We start from the raw sequence: 18244 nt of genomic DNA on the forward strand, positions 1-18244 counted from the left end.
AACCGAAAGGAGTAACTAACCTGATTCTCGTGACCCGCGCCGCGCCCGTACCCCGCACCTCCGCCGACAACGGCACGGATTCGGGGTTCCGCCGCCGCCTGCTCGACGCCATGGCCGCCGCCGTGCGCGAACGCGGCTACCAGGACTCGACCGTCGCCGACGTGGTTCGTTATGCCCGCACCTCGCGCCGCACCTTCTACGAGCACTTCACCAGCAAACAGGACTGCTTCATCGCCCTGCTGAGCGAGCACCACAAGGACATGATCCAGCGGATCGATGCCGCGGTCGACCCGCACATGGCTTGGCGCACCCAGGTGCGCCAAGCCATCGAAGCGTGGATACGCACCGCCCAGCAAGAGCCATCCCTCACTCTCAGCTGGATCCGTGTCGTTCCCGCCCTCGGTGACGACACGCGGCAGTTGCAGCGCGAGGTCGGCGAGTCGTTCGTGGCGCTCATCCAGAAGCTCGCCGACACACCCGAATTCGCGGCCGCCGGACTACGGCCGCCCTCCCGCCAAGTGGCGACCATCCTCTTCGGCGGCTTCCGCGAACTCATCGCCACCACCGTGGAAGACGGCGACGACATCGCGGACATCATCGACGTGGCAGTCGAATCCGCGATCGGGCTGATCGGCCCCCACCGCTAGCGCCAGGCCGCGCTCACCGCGCGGCGTCGACGAACGCCCCATCGGTCAGCACCGGCACCACCCCGCTGCTGTCGAGTTCGGTGGCCGCCGCGACATCCTGCGCGAACCCGCCCTCGGCGAGTTCGCGGCCGGAGGCGCAGTCCCGGATCAGCGCCGCCACATCGGCGATCCCGCCGTACGCCACCGCGGCGGCGTGCGCTTCCGGAGACAGCGGCCCGGCTGCGCTGCGCGCCAGTGCCGCGGCGACCGCCCCCGCACCGAGCCAGTCCTCCACCGCTGGCCGCAGCCCGTCGCGGCCGGGCCAATGCTCACCTGCCGCGATCACGGCGACCGGCCGGCGCGCGCTTCCCCATCCTCGCCCGGCGATCCAGCGAGCGACCGCGCTCGCGTTGCGCAGGCACGCCGCGACCACCGGCACACCGCTGACGGCCGCGGAGATGGCCGAACCATTGGGCGAGGGCAGCACGAGCCGCTCGGCGACCGGCGCGCACCGCAACGCCGCCGGAGACAGCGACCACGGCTGCCGCTCGGACACCGCCCGCCGCCCCACCGCCAGCTCCGCGCCGTGCCGCGCGGCGAACTCCGCGGCACCGCCGTCCCGCCACGGATAGGGCAGCACTCGCGTCCCGGCTTCGACAGCGACCGACACCGACGTCGTGAACGACAGGACGTCGATGACCACCACACACGCGCTCCCCGGCCCCAGCGCCAGCGCACCGGCCAGCCCCCACTCCAGCCGCACCCCCCACGGCCGCTGCCGCGCCCACTCCGCGATCTCCGCCACGAACTCCCCTCCCGATCGACACTGCCGAGGTCTGCCACGAATGACGCTGCCCCCCGCTGGACCTGGGCGAACGCGTACTCGCCCCACATGAACGGGTCCCCGCCGCCCGGCCCGGCGAACTCGGCGACCGACGCTCGGCTCAGCCCTGCTTGGGCCGGTCGGGCCGGTAGAACCACTCCTCCAAACCGAAATCCTCCCGAATCTTCTTCTGGTCCACGAGGAACTGCTTGGTTCCCGTCAGCAACTGGATGCCCAGCGGCGCGAAGATCTCGTCGGGAATGTAGCTCTCACGCGCCGTGGCGCGCACCACCGCTTCCGGCGATTTCGACTGGGACACCTCGTAGTTCACGTAATCGTCCCAATGCGCCTTCGCATACCGGTTGGCCTCGGCGATCACCGACTGCCACGCGGCACCGAACTGCGGATGGCTGTCGAGGAAGTCCTGGCTGCTCACCGAGGAACTGGTACCCGCGAGATCGGGATGGTTGTCGTGAATCGAGTCGACCTGGTGGAAACCCTTGGCCAGGAACGCGTGGAAGAACGACGACGGGTTCACATCCGGCAGCGCGACCGCCGCGATATCGCCGCCGTTGAGCGGAGCCTCCGCGTCGGTGGCCAGCAGATGCACCAGCTGGGCCTGGATGCCCTCGGCCTTCAACGCACCCTGCAGATACCGATCGATGTAGGAGCCCGACTGCACGCCGACCTTCTTGCCCGCCAGATCCTTCAGCGTCCGGATCGCCGGATCCTTGGCCACCACGCCCGCGTTGTAATTCACCGCCGCGATGGCCAGCAGCCGCGTCTTCAACCCGCTGCCACGCGCGACCAGAGCGGGCGTGTCACCGTAGGTGGCGACGTCGAGGCGGCCGCCGACCAGCGCCTGGTTCAGGTCGGGACCGTTGGGGAAGCTGTAGACCTCGATGGCGTCCACCCCCAGCGGCTTCAGCGCGGGCAACAGGGCTCCGCGCTGATGGGCGAAGCCGACCGGCCCGGTCAGCACGTTGCCGGTGCCGATGGTGCCGATGCGGAGGGTCTTGATCTCGGCGCGGGTCGCCGAGCCCGCGTCGTCCGACCCGCAGCCGGTGAGACCCAGCAGCAGGGCGGACACGACAGCGGGCACGATCAGCCGGAGTATGCGCATGATTCGCTTTCGTTGTTCAGAGTTCCGACAACCGCGGCGGCGGAGTGCCGTGCGGCAGACGCGGCCCCACCGCGACCAGACTGCCCGGTTGGCGGCCGCGGCCCCAGCCCAGCTCTTTGCGGTAGCGGCCGATGTGCTCGCCGCGCACGGTGTCGTGATCGGCCAGCGGCGTCGACTCGGGGTCGACGTACAGCGCGTCCGTGGGGCAGTAGGCCTCGCACATGAAACAGGTCTGGCAATCGGACTGCCGCGCGATGACCGGGATTCCGCTGTCGGTGCGGTCGAAGACATTCGTGGGGCACACGTCCACGCATTTGTCGCAGCCGATGCAGTCACCAGCGCGCAAGATCTCGATCATCACGCCACCGCCGAAGTGGTCGCCGCCGCGGACGTCGCCGTCCACACCTCGTCCAGCCCGCCGGACAGGATGTGATGGTGCTGCTTCGGGTCCAGATCCGGATGATCGGCGCGTTTGCTCATCCCGCGCGTCTCCGTCCGCGCCAGCGTCGACCGGTACATCAACCGTCCCACGGCGGTGATGGCCGCGGCCTGCCGAGCGCGCACCCGCTCGTCCCCCGTGCCGCCGCCCAAGCCGCGGGTGGCCTGCTCCCACACGTTGTCCAGCCGCTCCAGCGCGGGCCCGACCCGGTCGCCGTGGCGCAGGTAGTTCTTCTCGAACGGGATCAGCTCTTGCTGCGCGGCTTCGACCACGTCCGCCGCCCGGACCGACTCGGCGCTCTGCGGCCGCAACCCGGTGCGCCCGGCACCGCGCAGATCGGCACTGCGCGCCCCACCGGAGCTCAGCGCGAACAACGCCGCGCCGCGGCCCGCCCAACTGCCCGACGACATCGCCCACGCCGAATTGTGGCTGCCGCCACCGGTGAAACCGCCACAGATCCGCTCCCTGGTCGCCGCGTCACCCGCCGCGTACAAGCCCGCGACCGAGGTGGCGCAGTCGTCGTCGACCACATCGATGCCGCCGGTGCCGCGCACGGTGCCCTCGGCGAGCAGATCCACCTCGAACCGGTCGGTGAACGGGTCGATACCGCGCCGATCGAACTGGAGGAAGAAATTGGGCTGCCCCAGCCGCATCTGCGCCTGCACCGCCGCGTCGGCACGATCGAGTTGCGCGAACACCTTCTCCCGCAACAGTGTTCGCGCGATCACCGAACGGCCCTTGGTCGAGCCCGCGCCCTCGAGTACCCGCCCGTCCTCGTGGAAGAACGTCGCGTAACCGTAGTAGGCGGTCTTGGTGATCGTCGACCCCTTCGGCACGATCGCATAAGCGTTGGAGAACTCCATCCCCGAGAATCCGGCGCCCACCTCGGCCGCCATCAGCGCGCCGTCACCGGTGTCGACATTCGTGCCCAGCGCCCGGGACAGGAACGCGCAACCGCCGGTGGCCAGCACCACCGCACCGGCCGCGATGCGATAGTCCCGGTCGGCCTGACGCTGGTAGCCCGCCGCGCCGCGCACCACGCCGTCGTCGTCGACCAGCAACTCCAGCGCGGGCGAATGGTCCAGGATGCGCACCCCGGCACGTTTCACCCACGCCCGCATCCGGCGCATGTACTCCGGGCCCTGCACGCCGGTACGGATCTGCTCACCGGTGGCCGGATCCACGGGGAACGGATACCGTCCCTCCACCGCGAGCCGATTCATGTTCGCGTAGGTCTGATCCAGCACCCGGTCCATCCAATAGTGATCGGCCAGATGCCCACCCAGCGCTTCCCGGCTGGCCTTCGCGTTGGCCCGCGCGGTCGCCTCCGGCGCCACGTACCACACGCCGGTGCCGGACGGGGCGGTGGCGCCGCTGGTCCCGCAGTAGCCCTTGTCCACCAACGTCACCTCGGCGCCGGCCTCGCGGGCATGGATCGCGGCCCAGCAGGCGGCGGGCCCGCCGCCGATCACCAAGACGTCCGTACTGATCTGCAACGGTTCACTCATACGTCTGCTCCTGTCGGTGCCTCGGGATTCACGCCGAGTGCGAGCAGCAACCGGCGCCGGAGTGCGGAGAATTCGGGGTCGACCACCGAACGCGGGCGGGCGACGGTGATGTCGAAGGATTCGGCGATGCGGCCCTCGCGCAGCACGAGCGCACGGTCGGCCAACAGCAGCGCCTCCTCCACGTCGTGGGTCACCAACAGCACCGACTGGCGGTGCAGCGTCCACAGGCGCGCCACCAGAGCCTGCACTTTCAACCGGGTCAGCGCGTCGAGGGCACCGAACGGCTCGTCGAGCAGCAGCAGTTCCGGATTGCGGACCAGCGCCCTGGCCAGCGCCACCCGCTGCGCTTCCCCGCCCGACAAGGTCGCGGGCCACGCATCCGCTTTCGCGACGAGCCCCACTTCCTCCAGCGCCGTCAACGCACGCGCCTTGCCGGCCCGGTCGACGCCGAGAACGACGTTGCGCCACACGGTGATCCACGGAATCAACCGGTGCTCCTGGAACACGATCGCCTTCGATCCCGGCACGTCGAACGACCCACTGAAGCCGCGGTCCAGCCCACCGATGCCGCGCAGCAGCGTGCTCTTACCGGACCCGCTGGCGCCGAGCAGGGCGACGAACTCCCCCGGCGCGATATCCAAGTCGACCCCGCGCAGTACCGTGCGCCCGCCGAAAGCGCGCACCGCCCCGCGGATACGGACACCGGTCCCGATGGTGGCGGTCATCTACTTCCCCTCGTATCCGGTGCGCCAGGCCAGGAACCGGTGTTCCAGCACGCGCACGAACAGATCGGTGAGCAACCCCAGCACCGCGTAGATCACCAGGACCAGGAAGATCTGATCGGTCCGCAGGAACTCCTTGGCATCGTTCATCAGGAACCCGAGACCGACCGGCGTGGTCTGCATCTCCGCGACCACCAAGGTGAGCCAGCCGACGCCCAGTGCCTGCCGCAAACCGACGAGGATCTGCGGCAACGCACCGGGCAGGATGATCTTGGTGGTCAACTCGAACCGGTTGAGGCCCAGCGACTCCGCCGCCTCTACCAACCGCCGGTCCACACCCCGGATCCCGGCCAGCACGTTCAAATAGATCGGGAAGATCGGCGCGACGATGATCAACGCGATCTTGAACGAATCGCCGATGCCGAACCAGATGATGAACACCGGCACCAGCGCCAGCGTCGGCAACATTCGCAACGCCTGTAGCGGGCCGTTCACCAGATCTTCGGCGACGCGGAACAACCCGGCCGCCACCCCGCACACCAGACCGATGCCGATGCCGATCGCCAACCCGACCGCCACCCGACGCCCGGAGGCGGCCAGATGTTGCCACAGCTCGCCCGACCTGATCAGCTCCCACCCGGCCTCGAGCACCTCCGTCGGCGCCGGAGTGGTCGTGCCGAGCCAGGATCGGGCGCCCAGCTGCCAGACGATCACCGCCAAAATCAGCCCGGAAGACGCTCTGGCCAGGCCGATCAGCTTCCCGAACGGGGCCGGGCTTTCGACGACCGCCTCGGCAGGGGCGGAAGGCGGCGCGGATGTGGTCGGATCCAACTGCAATGTCATCTGACGCGGTCCTCACACGAGAAGTACTGTCCGGAACAGTAAGGTGCGCAGACGGTTCACAGAATGATTGCGATCAGCGCGATCCTGAACCCGCGCGCGGGTCCTCCCACTCCTGCCGCACCACCCCCATCAGGCACGATGCGGGCATGCACGGGCGAAATCCGCACGGGGCAAGCGCTTTGCTCGGCCGCTGAGGGGCGCACCCTTCTCGGCACACCCGGCCCACCAGAGCGGATCGCGAGGTGATCCCGGCTCAAGTGGCCTACCCGGACCGAGCAACGCTCACCCTACGGCGGGGAGATCGTCCAGCGCGCCGATGAGGGGAGTCAGTCGCTCCAGTTCTTCCCGATGTGTGGCGCTGAGCAAGGCCAACGTTTCCTTGCCTGCCTCGGTCAGCGTGAGGTGTACGACGCGACGGTCGGTGCCCTGCCCTCGTTTCCGAGTGACGAGGCCGAGTTGCTCGGTGCGATCGATCAGCTGCACCACGCTGTGGTGGCGGGCGGACAGGTAACCGGCGACCTCCCCGATGCTCGGCCCGCCGGGGTGGGAGTGCCCTCGGATCGCCAGCAGGAGTTGGTGCTGGGTGTCGGTGAGTCCCACTTCGGCCGCCCCACGCTCACTCCAGCGCAGCAGCTGGCGCAGCACGGTACGAAACGCCAGCAGCCGCGTGTATTCCTGGTCGGTGAGGTGGCCCGATGAGGACATCGACCCTTCCATCATGGAGTGATATTATCACAGGATGATATAAGTGAGCGGCGATCAGGACGGGTCGCGTTCCTGAACCGATCGTGAGCCGCCCGGCTCGGGAGAGCTTCGATACGCCACTACGTCCGAAGGGTGGTGGAAACATGAGTAGTGAAACCATGATGAGCCGGCATCCCGACATCGTGGAATTGCGGGAGAAGTACGAGCGCGCCTCCGAGGCACCCGACGCCCAAGCGGTCACCGGCCTGATGTTCCTGACCGGGCTCTACCTCGCGATTTCCCCCTGGGTCGTCGGGTTCAACGGACTCTCCACATTGACCGTCAACAACCTCGTCGTCGGCATCGCTCTGGCCATGCTCGCACTCGGGTTCGCCTCGGTGTACGGCCGGACGCACGGCATCGTCTGGGCCGCTCCCCTGATCGGCCTCTGGACGATCGTCGCCCCCTGGATCGTCAGCGGCAACGTCGACACCACCTCGACGATCTGGAACAACGTCGTCACCGGCGCCGTCGCCGTGCTGCTCGGCCTGGCCTCGATGTTCCTCGGAATGCGCAGGACCGGGGGACTCACCGGCCCAGCACCTCGAGCGGAAGCCACGCGAACCCAGCGCCCGTCCGGGCTCGGGCCGGAGACCTCCACACGGTGAAAACGCAGTTCCCCGAGCGCTCTGCCGAGTGAGCGAATCGACGCTACGCGCGTCCAGCTGATTCGGCCCTGGCCGGCACGCGTGTCCGGTCCACGCCCTCGGCGAGCGCGGGCACTGTTCCCAGGCAAACACCGACTCCACCGGGTTGATGCTCAGCTTCGCCACCTCCCCCATCGGGTTTCGCGGTGCGGCCGCTCGGGCGGACGAAGGGATCCGATTCTTCGCCCGGCACCTGAAATGAGGCGGAGCCGTCAGGCCGGCAGCAGACGATAGGAGCTGTCGGCCGGTATCCCGCACATCGACGACAGGTCCCGACCCCCATCGATGGTGGTGACCAGCAGAGGCACAACCGCCCCGAGCGCGGCGGTACCGCCGCGCTCGGGGGCGGCGCACCTCAGAATCGGGTGGTGAAGGTCCCGCCGGATCCGCTGCCGCACAGGGCCGGGGATCCGTTGCCCCACAAGGCTATCCATTCGATCGTCGCTGTACTCATCCAATGATGGCTGCTGTGTCGGACGCAAGCCGTCTGCTGAGCGACCGCGCCGTCTTGTGCCCTGTGTCACAGTCCCAATTCACTGTGACGTATTGACCATCGACGGTCCGTCCAGCATGGTGTCGATAGGTTAACAAGCGCTCAGTTACTTGCTGGAAGGTTCACAGTCATGCCCGAAGCCGTCATCGTCTCTGTCGCCCGCTCGCCGATCGGTCGCGCAGGCAAGGGTTCGTTGCGGGATCTCCGCCCCGACGACTTGGGGGCGCAGATCGTCCGGGCCGCGCTGGCGAAGGTGCCGGCCCTCAGTTCGAACGGCATCGACGACTTGATGCTCGGGTGTGGCCAGCCCGCCGGTGAGTCGGGCTTCAACCTCGCTCGAGTCGTGGCGATTCTGGCGGGCCTGGATCGGGTGCCCGGCACAACGGTCAACCGGTACTGCTCGTCCAGTTTGCAGACGACCCGCATGGCGCTACACGCCATCCGGGCCGGCGAGGGAGACGTCTTCATCTCCGCCGGCGTGGAGACCGTGAGCCGCTACGTCACGGGCAGTGCCGACGGCCTGCCCGGCACCGAGAACCCCGTATTCGCCGACGCGGTGCGCCGTACGGCGAAATTCGCTGCGGGCGGCGAGGCCTGGACCGACCCGCGCACCGAGGATCTACTGCCGGACGTCTATATCGCGATGGGGCAGACCGCGGAGAACGTGGCGCAACTGTGCGGTGTGAGCCGTGCCGAACAGGACGCTTTCGGTGTCCGCAGCCAGAACCTCGCCGAGGCCGCCCTCGCCAACGGATTCTGGGAGCGCGACATCACCGCGATCACCCTGCCCGACGGCAGTGTCGTCTCGCACGACGATGGCCCGCGGCCTGGAGTCACCCTGGAGAAGGTCGCCGAACTGAAGCCGGTCTTCCGGCCAGACGGGACGGTGACGGCCGCAAACTGCTGCCCGCTCAACGACGGCGCCGCCGCGGTCGTCATCATGTCGGACACCAAGGCCGCCGAACTCGGCCTGACGCCACTGGCTCGGATCGTCGCGACCGGAGTCAGCGCGCTGTCGCCGGAGATCATGGGCCTGGGGCCGGTGGAGGCGTCCAAGCAGGCGCTGGCCCGGGCCGGGATGACCATCGATGACATCGACCTGGTCGAAATCAACGAAGCCTTCGCCGCCCAGGTCATCCCCTCGGCGCGGGAGCTGGGCGTCGACTTCGACAAGCTCAACATCAACGGCGGCTCGATCGCGGTGGGTCACCCATTCGGCATGACCGGCGCCCGCATCACCAGCACCCTGATCAACTCCCTGCAGTTCCACGACAAGCAGATCGGTTTGGAAACGATGTGCGTCGGCGGCGGTCAGGGCATGGCGATGGTGCTGGAGCGCCTGTCGTAACCGCTGACTCCGCGAAAGGGATTCAATGATGAACAGATTCGAAGGCAAGACAGCGATAGTCACCGGTGCGAGCCGGGGCATCGGGCTCGGCATCGCGCAGCGTTTGGTGGACGAGGGGGCGCGAGTCGTGATCACCGCCCGCAAACAGGACGCGCTCGACGAAGCGGTGGAAGCACTGGGCGGGCCGGACCGCGCGCTGGCCGTCGCGGGCCGTGCCGATGACGTCGAGCACCAGGCGGAGACCGTCGCTCGCGCGATCGACACGTTCGGTAGCGCCGACCTCCTCGTCAACAACACCGGCATCAACCCGGCGTTCGGGCCGATGGTCGATCTGCCGTTGGACGTGGCCCGCAAGATAGTCGAGGTCAACTGCCTGGCCGCGCTGTCGTGGGTGCAGCAGGCGTATCGAGCCTGGATGAAGGACTTCGGCGGCGCGATCGTGAACGTGTCGTCGGTCGCAGGTCTCAAGCCGGCGCCGGGCATCGGCTTCTACGGTTCGAGCAAGGCGATGCTCACGCACATCACTCAGGAACTCGCGGTCGAACTCGGCCCGAACCTACGGGTCAACGCCGTCGCCCCGGCGGTGGTGAAGACGAAGTTCGCCACTGCTCTCTACGACGGCAGGGAGGACGAGGTCGCCGCGGCGTACCCGCTGAAGCGGCTCGGCGTGCCCGAGGACATCGGCAGTGTGGTGGCGTTTCTGCTCTCCGACGACGCGAGCTGGCTGACGGGGCAATTGCTGGTCGTGGACGGCGGCGTCACGCTGACAGGCGGAATCTGACATGGCGCGGATGAAAGCGTGGCGAGTCCATGAGCTGGGCGAACCGGGCACGGTGCTGCGGCTGGAGGAGGTGGAAGTCCCCGAGCCCGGCCCGAGCCAGGTTGTCGTGCGGGTCCGCGGCGCCGCGGCGAACTTTCCCGATGTACTGATGTGCCGCGGCCTCTATCAGGTCCGGCCGCCGTTGCCGTTCACGCCCGGCGTCGAGTTGTGTGGCGAAGTGGTGGCGGCCGGTGCCGACGTGGCCGGGATCGCTGCCGGTGACCGGGTGCTCGGAGGCGCGGCGCTGCCGCACGGTGGTTTCGCGGAATTCGCCGTGCTGGAGGCCGCCCAGACCTTCCCAGCGCCGCCGTCGTTGGATGACGCGGAGGCGGCTTCGCTGTTCATCGGCTACCAGACCGGCTGGTTCGGATTGCATCGGCGCGCCGGATTGACCGCGGGCGAGACCCTCCTGGTGCATGCCGCGGCAGGTGGCGTGGGCAGCGCCGCGATCCAGCTCGGCAAGGCCGCGGGCGCCCGGGTGATCGGAGTTGTCGGTGGCGCCGAAAAAGCCTCCTACGCCGAGGATCTGGGCGCCGACGTGGTCATCGATCGGCATCAGCTGGACTTCGTCGACGTTGTGAAGGACGTAACCGGCGGTCGTGGCGCCGACGTGATCTACGACCCGGTCGGCGGCGAGGTGTACCAACGGTCCACGAAATGCGTCGCCTTCGAGGGCCGCATCGTGGTCGTCGGATTCGCCGGCGGCGAGATCCAAGCACCGGCATTGAATCATGCGCTGGTCAAGAACTATTCGATCCTCGGCCTGCACTGGGGTTTGTACAACACCCAGGACCCGGGCGCCGTCGCCGAATGCCATCGCGCGCTGACCGCACTTGCCGCCGACGGCGCGATCCGTCCTCTGGTCGGCGCGCGGCTGGGACTGGCGGAGGTCGCCGGCGCCGTGCAGCGACTCGCGGACGGCAAGACCGTCGGTCGAGTGGTCTACACCCCCTGAACTCAGCATTTCCACCGCAATCACATCTTCGAGGAGTATTCATGACCGATCCGACACAGCGGACCGCCATCGTCACCGGCGCGGCTCGCGGAATCGGCGCCGCTGTCGCCCGGCGGCTGGCCGCCGACGGTATGGCAGTAGCCGTGCTCGACTTGGACGAGGCCGCCTGCAAGACGGTCGTCGACGACATCGAGGCAGCCGGTGGACGCGCGCTCGCGGTCGGTGTCGATGTTTCCGACGAGGCCGCGGTCACCCAGGCGGTCGATCGCGTGGCCGCCGCGCTCGGCGCACCGACAGTGCTGGTCAACAACGCCGGGATCCTGCGTGACAATCTGCTGTTCAAGATGAGTGCCGACGACTGGGATGCCGTCATGAACGTGCACCTGCGCGGTTCGTTCCTGCTGGCCCGGGCAGCGCAGGCGCACATGATCGAGCAGAAGTGGGGTCGCATCGTCAACCTGTCCAGCACCTCGGCGCTCGGCAACCGTGGCCAGGCCAACTACGCGGCCGCCAAGGCCGGGCTGCAGGGATTCACCAAGACACTCGCACTCGAACTCGGCAAGTTCGGCGTCACCGCGAACGCGGTCGCCCCAGGTTTCATCGAGACGGAGATGACCGCGGCCACGGCCGCCCGGATGAACATCTCCTTCGAGGAGCTCAAGGCGGCGATGGCCACCCAGATTCCGGTTGCCCGTACCGGCACTCCCGCCGACATCGCGCACACCGTGTCGTTCCTGGTGAGCGAGGGGGCCGGCTTCGTGTCCGGCCAGGTGATCTACGTGGCCGGCGGCCCACGGAACTGAACGGAGGAAGGAGAGCTGTGCAGATATTCCAGGGCCTGTCCGAGCTGGAGGCCGCGGTCGGCACCCACCTCGGATACAGCGATTGGCACACGGTGACCCAGGAACAGATCGATCGCTTCGCCGAAGCTACCGGGGATCACCAATGGATCCATGTGGATCCCGCGAAAGCCGCCGCCGGACCGTTCGGCACCACCGTCGCACACGGGTTTCTCACCCTCTCGATGGTGCCGATGCTGGCCGGTCAGGTATACGCCGTGCGGGGCTTGTCCATGGGTGTCAACTACGGCACCAACAAGGTCCGATTCCCCACTCCGGTCCCGGCCGGATCCCGGGTCCGAGCCGGTGTCGAACTGGTCTCGCTCGTGCCGGGCACCATCGGGTCGCAAGCAGTGCTCCGAGTGACCGTGGAACTCGACGGCTCGGACAAGCCCGCGTGTGTGGCCGAGACGGTCGCGGTGCTGGTGCCGTGACGGCCGATCAGAAGGATGACAGATGACCCGACCCGACGCGGTTCGCGACGATCTGCGGCGCGGGGTGGAAGCCGTACTCGAAAAGCACGATCCGGCCACCACCGATGCCGTGACCTTTCACCGCGCCAGGTTCGACGCGGGCCTGGCCTGGGTTCACTTTCCGATCGGGCTCGGTGGCCGGGCCGTCGACCGGGAACTGCAACCGTTCGTCGACGCCCTGTTCGAGCAGGCCGGATCTCCGGACAACAACGCGGCGATCAACGGTATCGGTCTGGGTATGGCCGCGCCGACGATCCTCGCCCACGGCACGACGGAACAACGGCTGCGCTTCCTGCGTCCGCTGTGGAGCGGGGAGGAGATCTGGTGCCAGCTGTTCAGTGAACCGGGGGCAGGCTCGGACCTGGCCGCGATCGCCACCAGAGCAGTGCGTGACGGCGGTGACTGGGTCGTCAACGGGCAGAAAGTGTGGACTTCGGTCGCGCACAAAGCGCAATTGGCGATCCTCGTGGCACGCACCGATCCCAGCCGGCCCAAGCATGCGGGGCTGACCTACTTCATCTGCGATATGACCGCACCCGGAGTCGAGGTGCGGCCGCTGCGGCAGATCACCGGCGAAGCGGAATTCAACGAAGTCTTCCTGACCGACGTTCGGATCCCCGACACGCACCGCCTCGGCAAGGAAGGAGAAGGCTGGCGAGTCGCAACCACCACTTTGAACAATGAGCGCGTCTCGATCGGGGGGCGCGCGCTCCCCCGCGAGAGCGGAGTGCTGGGCGCCGCCGCCGGCCTCTGGCGCGAATTCCCGGAAAAGCGCACCCCCGAATTGCACCACCGGCTGTTGCGATCGTGGGTGGATGCCGAGGTCTCCCGGCTGGCGGCGACCCGGCTGCGTCAGCAGGTGGCCGGCGGCCAGCCCGGGCCGGAAACCTCCGCCGTCAAGCTGTCGTTCGCCCGAGTCAACCAGCAGGTTGCCGGATTGGAGGTCGAACTGCACGGCGAGGACGGCCTGCGATACGACGATTGGACGATGGTGCGCCCCGACCGGGTCGATTTCGCCGGTCGCGGCGCCGGTTACCGCTTCCTGCGGGCCAAAGGCAATTCGATCGAGGGCGGAACCTCCGAAATCCTGCGCAACATCATCGCCGAACGGGTCCTCGGGCTGCCCGGTGAACCCCGTGCGGACAAGGACATCGCCTGGAAGGACCTGAGCCGATGAGCGACATCCTGCTGCTCGATACCGATGTCGAGACCTCCTTGCGCAGCGCGGTGCGTGACCTGCTCACCACCCGATGCGACCCGTCCGCGGTCGCGCGGGCCTACGACGGCGATCGGACACTGACCCGGACGCTGTGGACATCGATCACCGACGACCTCGGGCTCGCTGGTCTCCTCATCCCCGAGGACCGCGGCGGAGCGGGCGGTACGGCCCGTGACGCCGCCGTCGTCCTCGAGGAGTTCGGACGGTTCGTCGCACCGGTCCCATTTCTGACCAGCAGCGTCATTGCCGCGACCGTCCTGCTCGCGGGCGACTCCACGCTGGTCGGTCGGCTCGGCGACGGTAGTTGCAGCGCAGCGCTGCTGACGCCGTTCTCCACCGCGCTCGCGACGCACATCCCGACCTTGACGGCTGATGCGCAGGGCAGGCTGTCCGGACTGGTTACCAGCGTCGCCGGCGCGCTCGACGCCGATGTGCTGCTGGCCGCCGTCGAGACGGCCGACGGCACGGAGGTGCACGCGTTGACGGCCGCCGCGGCGCAGATCAAGCCGGTGGTCTCCCTGGATATGACCCGCCCGCTGGCTGACGTCGCTGTCGACTCCGTGCCGGGCCGGGTCGTCGTCGCCGCCGAATCCGGTTGGGCAGCTATCCAATCCGGCTTGACACTCGGCGCCGCACTCCTCGCGTCCGAGCAAGCCGGAATCGCCGCCTGGTGCCTGGAGACAACCGTCGAGTATCTGAAGCTGCGACGCCAATTCGGCCGGGTGGTCGGCGGATTCCAGGCGATCAAGCACCGCCTCGCCGACCTGTACGTCGAGGTCGAGTCGGCCTCGGCCGCCGCGCGGTATGCGGCGGGAACATACGCGGCCGACGACCCCGACAGCGTGATCGCCACCGCCGTCGCGGCGTCCTATTGCAGCGATATCGCGGTGCGGGCCGCCGAGGAGGCCATCCAATTGCACGGCGGGATCGGCATGACCTGGGAGCACCCGGCACACCTGTACCTCAAACGCGCGAAGGCCGACCAGATAGGACTGGGAAGTCCCGGCCACCATCGGAGATTGCTGGCGGACCTCGTCGGGCTGCCCGCGTGAGAAAGCTGAATGCACTGAACATGCTGCTCACAGGTGCCGATACCGGCAAACTCGTGCTCGTTGGGTAGAGCCATACTGTCCAGGTGACCGATACAGAGGACCTATCGCGCGCGGATCAGACCCGAGCGCGGCTGCTCGACGCCGCGGTGGTGGCCTTCGCTGAACGCGGCTTCCACGGGTCGACCACCCGCGACATCACATCGATCGCCGGGGTGAGCACGGGGACGATCTACGTGTATCACCGTTCCAAGGAAGAGTTGCTCTACCAGATCTCACGCGCCGGTCACCTGGAGACCCTGGAGCGCGTCCGCACTGCCATCGCTTCGGCACAAGACCCCGCCGAGCAACTGATCGCCGTGATGCGGGAGTTCACGATCCATCACGCCCGCTCCCACACCGTCGCCCGAATCATCAATTATGAGCTCGCCGCACTGAGCCCAGAACATCAACAGGAGATCAAGGCAATCCGGCGTGCGATCGAGGGCGAGGTCCGGTGCTTGATCGAGCGCGGGGCGGCCGCGGGGGTGTTCGAGAACTCGAATACCCATATGGCCGCGGCCGCTCTGCTTTCGCTGGGAATAGATATCGCGCGCTGGTACCACGAGGGTGGCTCCTGGTCACCGGAGGACATCGGCGACTATTACGCGGACCTCGCGCTGCGGATCGTGGGCGGTCGAAGGTCGAGCCCCCCGGAGTCCGCTCGATCGTGAAGCGGTCAGGATGATCATGCGGAGCGACGCCGCGGAACTGCTCGCGAGGATCGCGGGAGAACTGAGCCGACATGCACTCGGCTTGTCCGAACGTTTGACGGAGCAGATGCTCCACATCGAGCCGGAGCTGCGCGGCGACAGCCGCGTGGAGTCACTACTGCGGGCCAGCGTCACCGGCAACGTCGTGATCGCGTTGCATATCTACGAGCTGGGGCTCGACATCGACGAACTCGAAGCTCCCACGGAGGCATTGGAATACGCCCGGCGCATGGCCCAGCGCGGCACTTCGATCGCCGCCCTGCTGCGGGCCTACCGCATCGGGCAGCGACTGTTCAACGACCACATGCTCGGCGAGCTCACCGCGGCGACCAACGACGTCGCCCTGATCACCTCCGCAGTGGCCGAGATGACCGACCGCTCGTTCGCCTATATCGATCGGGTCTCCCAACAAGTCGTGACCGCCTACCAGGACGAGCGGGACCGGTGGCTGCAGAACCAGATGGCCGTCCGTACCGCGAGGGTGCGCTCGATCCTGTCCGGACAGCGCGTCGACCCGGATGACAGCGAGCGCACACTGGGATATCGGCTCGACCGAACCCACCTCGGCATGGTCATTTGGTCCGACGCGGGCGCCGACCAACTGCGCGCGGCCAAACAAGTGGCGACGGCCATCGCCGATCAGTTGTCCTGCCAAGGACCACCGCTGCTGATCCCGGCCGACGAATCAACCCTGTGGGCGTGGCTCCCGCAGCCGGAACTGGATGTCGATCCCGCCGCGGTGCGCACTCCGGAGCAGACATGGGCAGCGGTGGGCAGACCTGCCACCGGACTGGAAGGCTTCCGGCTGACCCATCGCCAGGCCGCACAAGCGCAGGTCGTCGCGATGTCCGCACCGGCACCGCAGCGTGCGTCGATGTCTTGTTCGGCTCAGCTCGGGCCGATCGCGCTGATGTGCTCGGACCTGACCGCCACCCGGGCATGGATCAGCGAAATTCTCGGGTCGCTTGCGCGTGATGACGATGCCACGGCGCAACTCCGCGAGACCGCGCGTGTCTTCCTGGAGACGAACGGCAGCTTCCAGACAACAGCAGAGCGGCTGGTGCTGCACCGCAACACCGTCCAGTACCGGATCCGTAAGGCGGAGGCGGTACTGGGACATTCACTTCGGGAGCGACGACTGGAGGTCGAGGTCGCCCTGCTGGCCTGCCGATGGCTGGGGTCGACCGTGCTGCAGCCCGTGGGGTGACCGAGACATCCGTCGTGCGCGGCGCACGATCCCTCCCGCTATCTTCATGCGCTCACAATATGGTCCAGGTCACATCACCTTCCTAACGTGGCGTTCACGCAAGTGAGCTGCCGAGTTAGCAAGGAGATCGACATGCACTTCGCTGCCCTGCCCGATATACGTGCCGGAGGCTTCCCCACCAACCCGTGTCTTGCCGACGACAACTCGGGAAGTATCACCAACGCCGAGTTCCTCGACTTCGTGCGGAAGTACGCCGATCGGTTGTCGGAGGCGGGGATCGGTGTCGGCGATGTCGTGGCCGTGATGTTGCCGAACCGGCTCGAATTGATCGTGACATTGTTCGCGGCTTGGCGGCTGGGCGCCGCGGCGACGCCGATCGACCCGTCGTCGACCGCGGCCGAGTCCGACTATCAGCTGGCCGATTCCCGCGCTCGCGTCCTTGTCTGCGCTGACGAACGCGAGGCCGGCCAGGCCGATCAACCGCAGCGAATTGCGCTGGCGGAGCTGAATCGGCACGAAGGCCGCGGCGGCGCCGCGGAAGCGACCGAGTTCTCCAACGACGCGCTCGCGTTGATCATCTACACCAGCGGTACCACCGGACGTCCCAAGGGCGTCGAGTTGACGCACGCGAACATCATGGTGATGGCCGAGACGATGGTCGCGGGTATGCGGTTGACCGCCGAGGACCATAGCCTGCTGATCCTGCCGCTGTTCCACGTCAACGGCATCGTGGTCAGCGTGCTGTCGCCGCTGCTCGCCGGCGGCCGGGCCACTGTCGCGGGCCGGTTCTCGCCGCGGACCTTTTTCGACAGGGTCGAGGCGGCGCGGCCGACCTATTTCTCCGCGGTGCCGGCCATCTACGCCATGCTGTCGGCGCTGCCGGCGGAGATCCGGCCCGACACCTCCTCGGTCCGGTTCGCGCTCTGCGGTGCGGCTCCGATGCCGGTCGAACTGCTCACCCGATTCGAGGAGCGCTACGGAATCCCGATCTACGAAGGCTATGGCCTGTCGGAGGGGACGTGCGCGAGCACGGGCAATCCACTCGACGGTGTCCGCAAACCCGGCACCGTCGGTCTCGCGCTGCCGGGGCAGGAGATCGCCATCGTCGACAGCGACGGCAATTTCCTCAGCGCCGGATCGGTGGGCGAGGTCGTGGTCAAAGGCCCGACCGTGATGCGGGGATATCTGGGCCGGCCGGAGGAAACGGCGAAGGTGATCGTCGATGGCTGGCTGCACACCGGAGACATCGGTCGCATGGACGCCGACGGCTACCTCACCCTGGTCGACCGCATCAAGGACATGATCATCCGCGGCGGAGAGAACATCTATCCCAAGGAGATCGAGTCCGCGATCTACACCCACCCACAGGTGCTCGAGGCCGCCGTGATCGGTCGACCGCACCCGGTCTACGGCGAAGTGCCCATCGCCTTCGTGTCCTATCGCGACGGTGCCGCGGTCGAGCCGGAACAGATTCTCGAGCTACTGCGGAAGTCTTTGGCCGCCTACAAGCTTCCCGAGCTGATCGTGACCGTAGACGAGATCCCGAAGAACCCCGTGGGGAAGATCGACAAGCGGATTCTGCGCCGCCGCTCGGTCGATGCCACCTTCTGATCC

19 protein-coding genes are annotated in these 18244 nt (G+C 67.7%); 12 read left to right on the forward strand and 7 right to left on the reverse strand.

Annotated elements, in window-relative coordinates; genetic code table 11:
• Positions 1-29 precede the first annotated feature (29 nt).
• A complete protein-coding gene (locus ACWESM_RS29770; RefSeq protein WP_355074073.1) occupies positions 30-647 on the forward strand; it encodes a TetR/AcrR family transcriptional regulator in 618 nt (205 codons plus the stop codon).
• A 13-nt stretch (positions 648-660) separates the two neighbouring features.
• Here ACWESM_RS29770 and ACWESM_RS29775 read toward each other — a convergent pair whose 3' ends face one another.
• The 7 genes from ACWESM_RS29775 to ACWESM_RS29805 all read right to left on the reverse strand — a co-directional run bounded on the left by ACWESM_RS29775 (position 661) and on the right by ACWESM_RS29805 (position 6789).
• Positions 661-1431 (reverse strand): 2-phosphosulfolactate phosphatase, encoded by a 771-nt coding sequence (locus ACWESM_RS29775; RefSeq protein WP_452494576.1) that lies wholly within the window; start codon positions 1429-1431, stop codon positions 661-663.
• A gap of 139 nt (positions 1432-1570) precedes the next feature.
• Complete coding sequence (locus ACWESM_RS29780; protein WP_452494578.1) at positions 1571-2572, reverse strand: ABC transporter substrate-binding protein; 1002 nt, start codon at positions 2570-2572, stop codon at positions 1571-1573.
• A 16-nt stretch (positions 2573-2588) separates the two neighbouring features.
• Positions 2589-2930, reverse strand: coding sequence for a 4Fe-4S dicluster domain-containing protein (locus tag ACWESM_RS29785; RefSeq protein ID WP_355074077.1), 342 nt, complete (start codon positions 2928-2930; stop codon positions 2589-2591).
• Entirely contained in the window at positions 2930-4519 is a 1590-nt protein-coding gene (locus tag ACWESM_RS29790) for an FAD-dependent oxidoreductase (RefSeq protein ID WP_452494580.1), read from the reverse strand. The genes ACWESM_RS29785 and ACWESM_RS29790 overlap by 1 nt, the downstream gene beginning before the upstream one ends.
• Positions 4516-5244, reverse strand: a complete 729-nt coding sequence (locus tag ACWESM_RS29795; RefSeq protein ID WP_355074080.1) for an ABC transporter ATP-binding protein — start codon at positions 5242-5244, stop codon at positions 4516-4518. The genes ACWESM_RS29790 and ACWESM_RS29795 overlap by 4 nt, the downstream gene beginning before the upstream one ends.
• On the reverse strand, positions 5245-6084 hold the full coding sequence (locus tag ACWESM_RS29800; RefSeq protein ID WP_452494582.1) for an ABC transporter permease: 840 nt from the start codon (positions 6082-6084) through the stop codon (positions 5245-5247).
• A 282-nt stretch (positions 6085-6366) separates the two neighbouring features.
• Positions 6367-6789 carry a MarR family winged helix-turn-helix transcriptional regulator gene (locus ACWESM_RS29805; RefSeq protein WP_355074084.1) on the reverse strand — a complete coding sequence of 141 codons (423 nt, stop codon included), beginning with the start codon at positions 6787-6789 and terminating at the stop codon, positions 6367-6369.
• A gap of 143 nt (positions 6790-6932) precedes the next feature.
• Between ACWESM_RS29805 and ACWESM_RS29810 the strand changes: the two genes are divergently transcribed.
• From ACWESM_RS29810 to ACWESM_RS29860, 11 genes are all read left to right on the forward strand, one after another.
• Positions 6933-7436: an SPW repeat protein gene (locus ACWESM_RS29810; protein ID WP_355074085.1), complete on the forward strand. Its 504-nt coding sequence runs from the start codon at positions 6933-6935 to the stop codon at positions 7434-7436.
• A 662-nt stretch (positions 7437-8098) separates the two neighbouring features.
• A complete protein-coding gene (locus ACWESM_RS29815; protein ID WP_452494584.1) occupies positions 8099-9316 on the forward strand; it encodes an acetyl-CoA C-acetyltransferase in 1218 nt (405 codons plus the stop codon).
• A gap of 25 nt (positions 9317-9341) precedes the next feature.
• Positions 9342-10097, forward strand: a complete 756-nt coding sequence (locus tag ACWESM_RS29820) for an SDR family oxidoreductase (protein ID WP_355074089.1) — start codon at positions 9342-9344, stop codon at positions 10095-10097.
• Between the two features lie 10 nt (positions 10098-10107).
• A complete protein-coding gene (locus ACWESM_RS29825) occupies positions 10108-11091 on the forward strand; it encodes an NADPH:quinone oxidoreductase family protein (protein WP_452494667.1) in 984 nt (327 codons plus the stop codon).
• A gap of 41 nt (positions 11092-11132) precedes the next feature.
• Positions 11133-11894, forward strand: a complete 762-nt coding sequence (gene fabG / locus ACWESM_RS29830) for a 3-oxoacyl-ACP reductase FabG (protein WP_452494586.1) — start codon at positions 11133-11135, stop codon at positions 11892-11894.
• Positions 11895-11911: 17 nt separating this feature from the next.
• Positions 11912-12364 (forward strand): MaoC family dehydratase, encoded by a 453-nt coding sequence (locus ACWESM_RS29835; RefSeq protein ID WP_355074093.1) that lies wholly within the window; start codon positions 11912-11914, stop codon positions 12362-12364.
• Between the two features lie 22 nt (positions 12365-12386).
• Positions 12387-13580 (forward strand): acyl-CoA dehydrogenase family protein, encoded by a 1194-nt coding sequence (locus ACWESM_RS29840; RefSeq protein ID WP_452494588.1) that lies wholly within the window; start codon positions 12387-12389, stop codon positions 13578-13580.
• The gene (locus tag ACWESM_RS29845) at positions 13577-14674 is read left to right on the forward strand and encodes an acyl-CoA dehydrogenase family protein (RefSeq protein ID WP_397277968.1); all 1098 of its coding nucleotides are present in this window, start codon (positions 13577-13579) and stop codon (positions 14672-14674) included. Before ACWESM_RS29840 ends, ACWESM_RS29845 begins: the two co-directional genes overlap by 4 nt.
• Positions 14675-14757: 83 nt before the next feature.
• Positions 14758-15384 (forward strand): TetR/AcrR family transcriptional regulator, encoded by a 627-nt coding sequence (locus tag ACWESM_RS29850; RefSeq protein WP_355074098.1) that lies wholly within the window; start codon positions 14758-14760, stop codon positions 15382-15384.
• A 16-nt stretch (positions 15385-15400) separates the two neighbouring features.
• Positions 15401-16630 (forward strand): PucR family transcriptional regulator, encoded by a 1230-nt coding sequence (locus tag ACWESM_RS29855; protein ID WP_356964427.1) that lies wholly within the window; start codon positions 15401-15403, stop codon positions 16628-16630.
• Positions 16631-16762: 132 nt separating this feature from the next.
• The gene (locus ACWESM_RS29860; protein ID WP_364426565.1) at positions 16763-18241 is read left to right on the forward strand and encodes a class I adenylate-forming enzyme family protein; all 1479 of its coding nucleotides are present in this window, start codon (positions 16763-16765) and stop codon (positions 18239-18241) included.
• The last annotated feature ends 3 nt before the right edge of the window (positions 18242-18244 follow it).

This window comes from Nocardia sp. NPDC003999 (genome assembly GCF_053604885.1).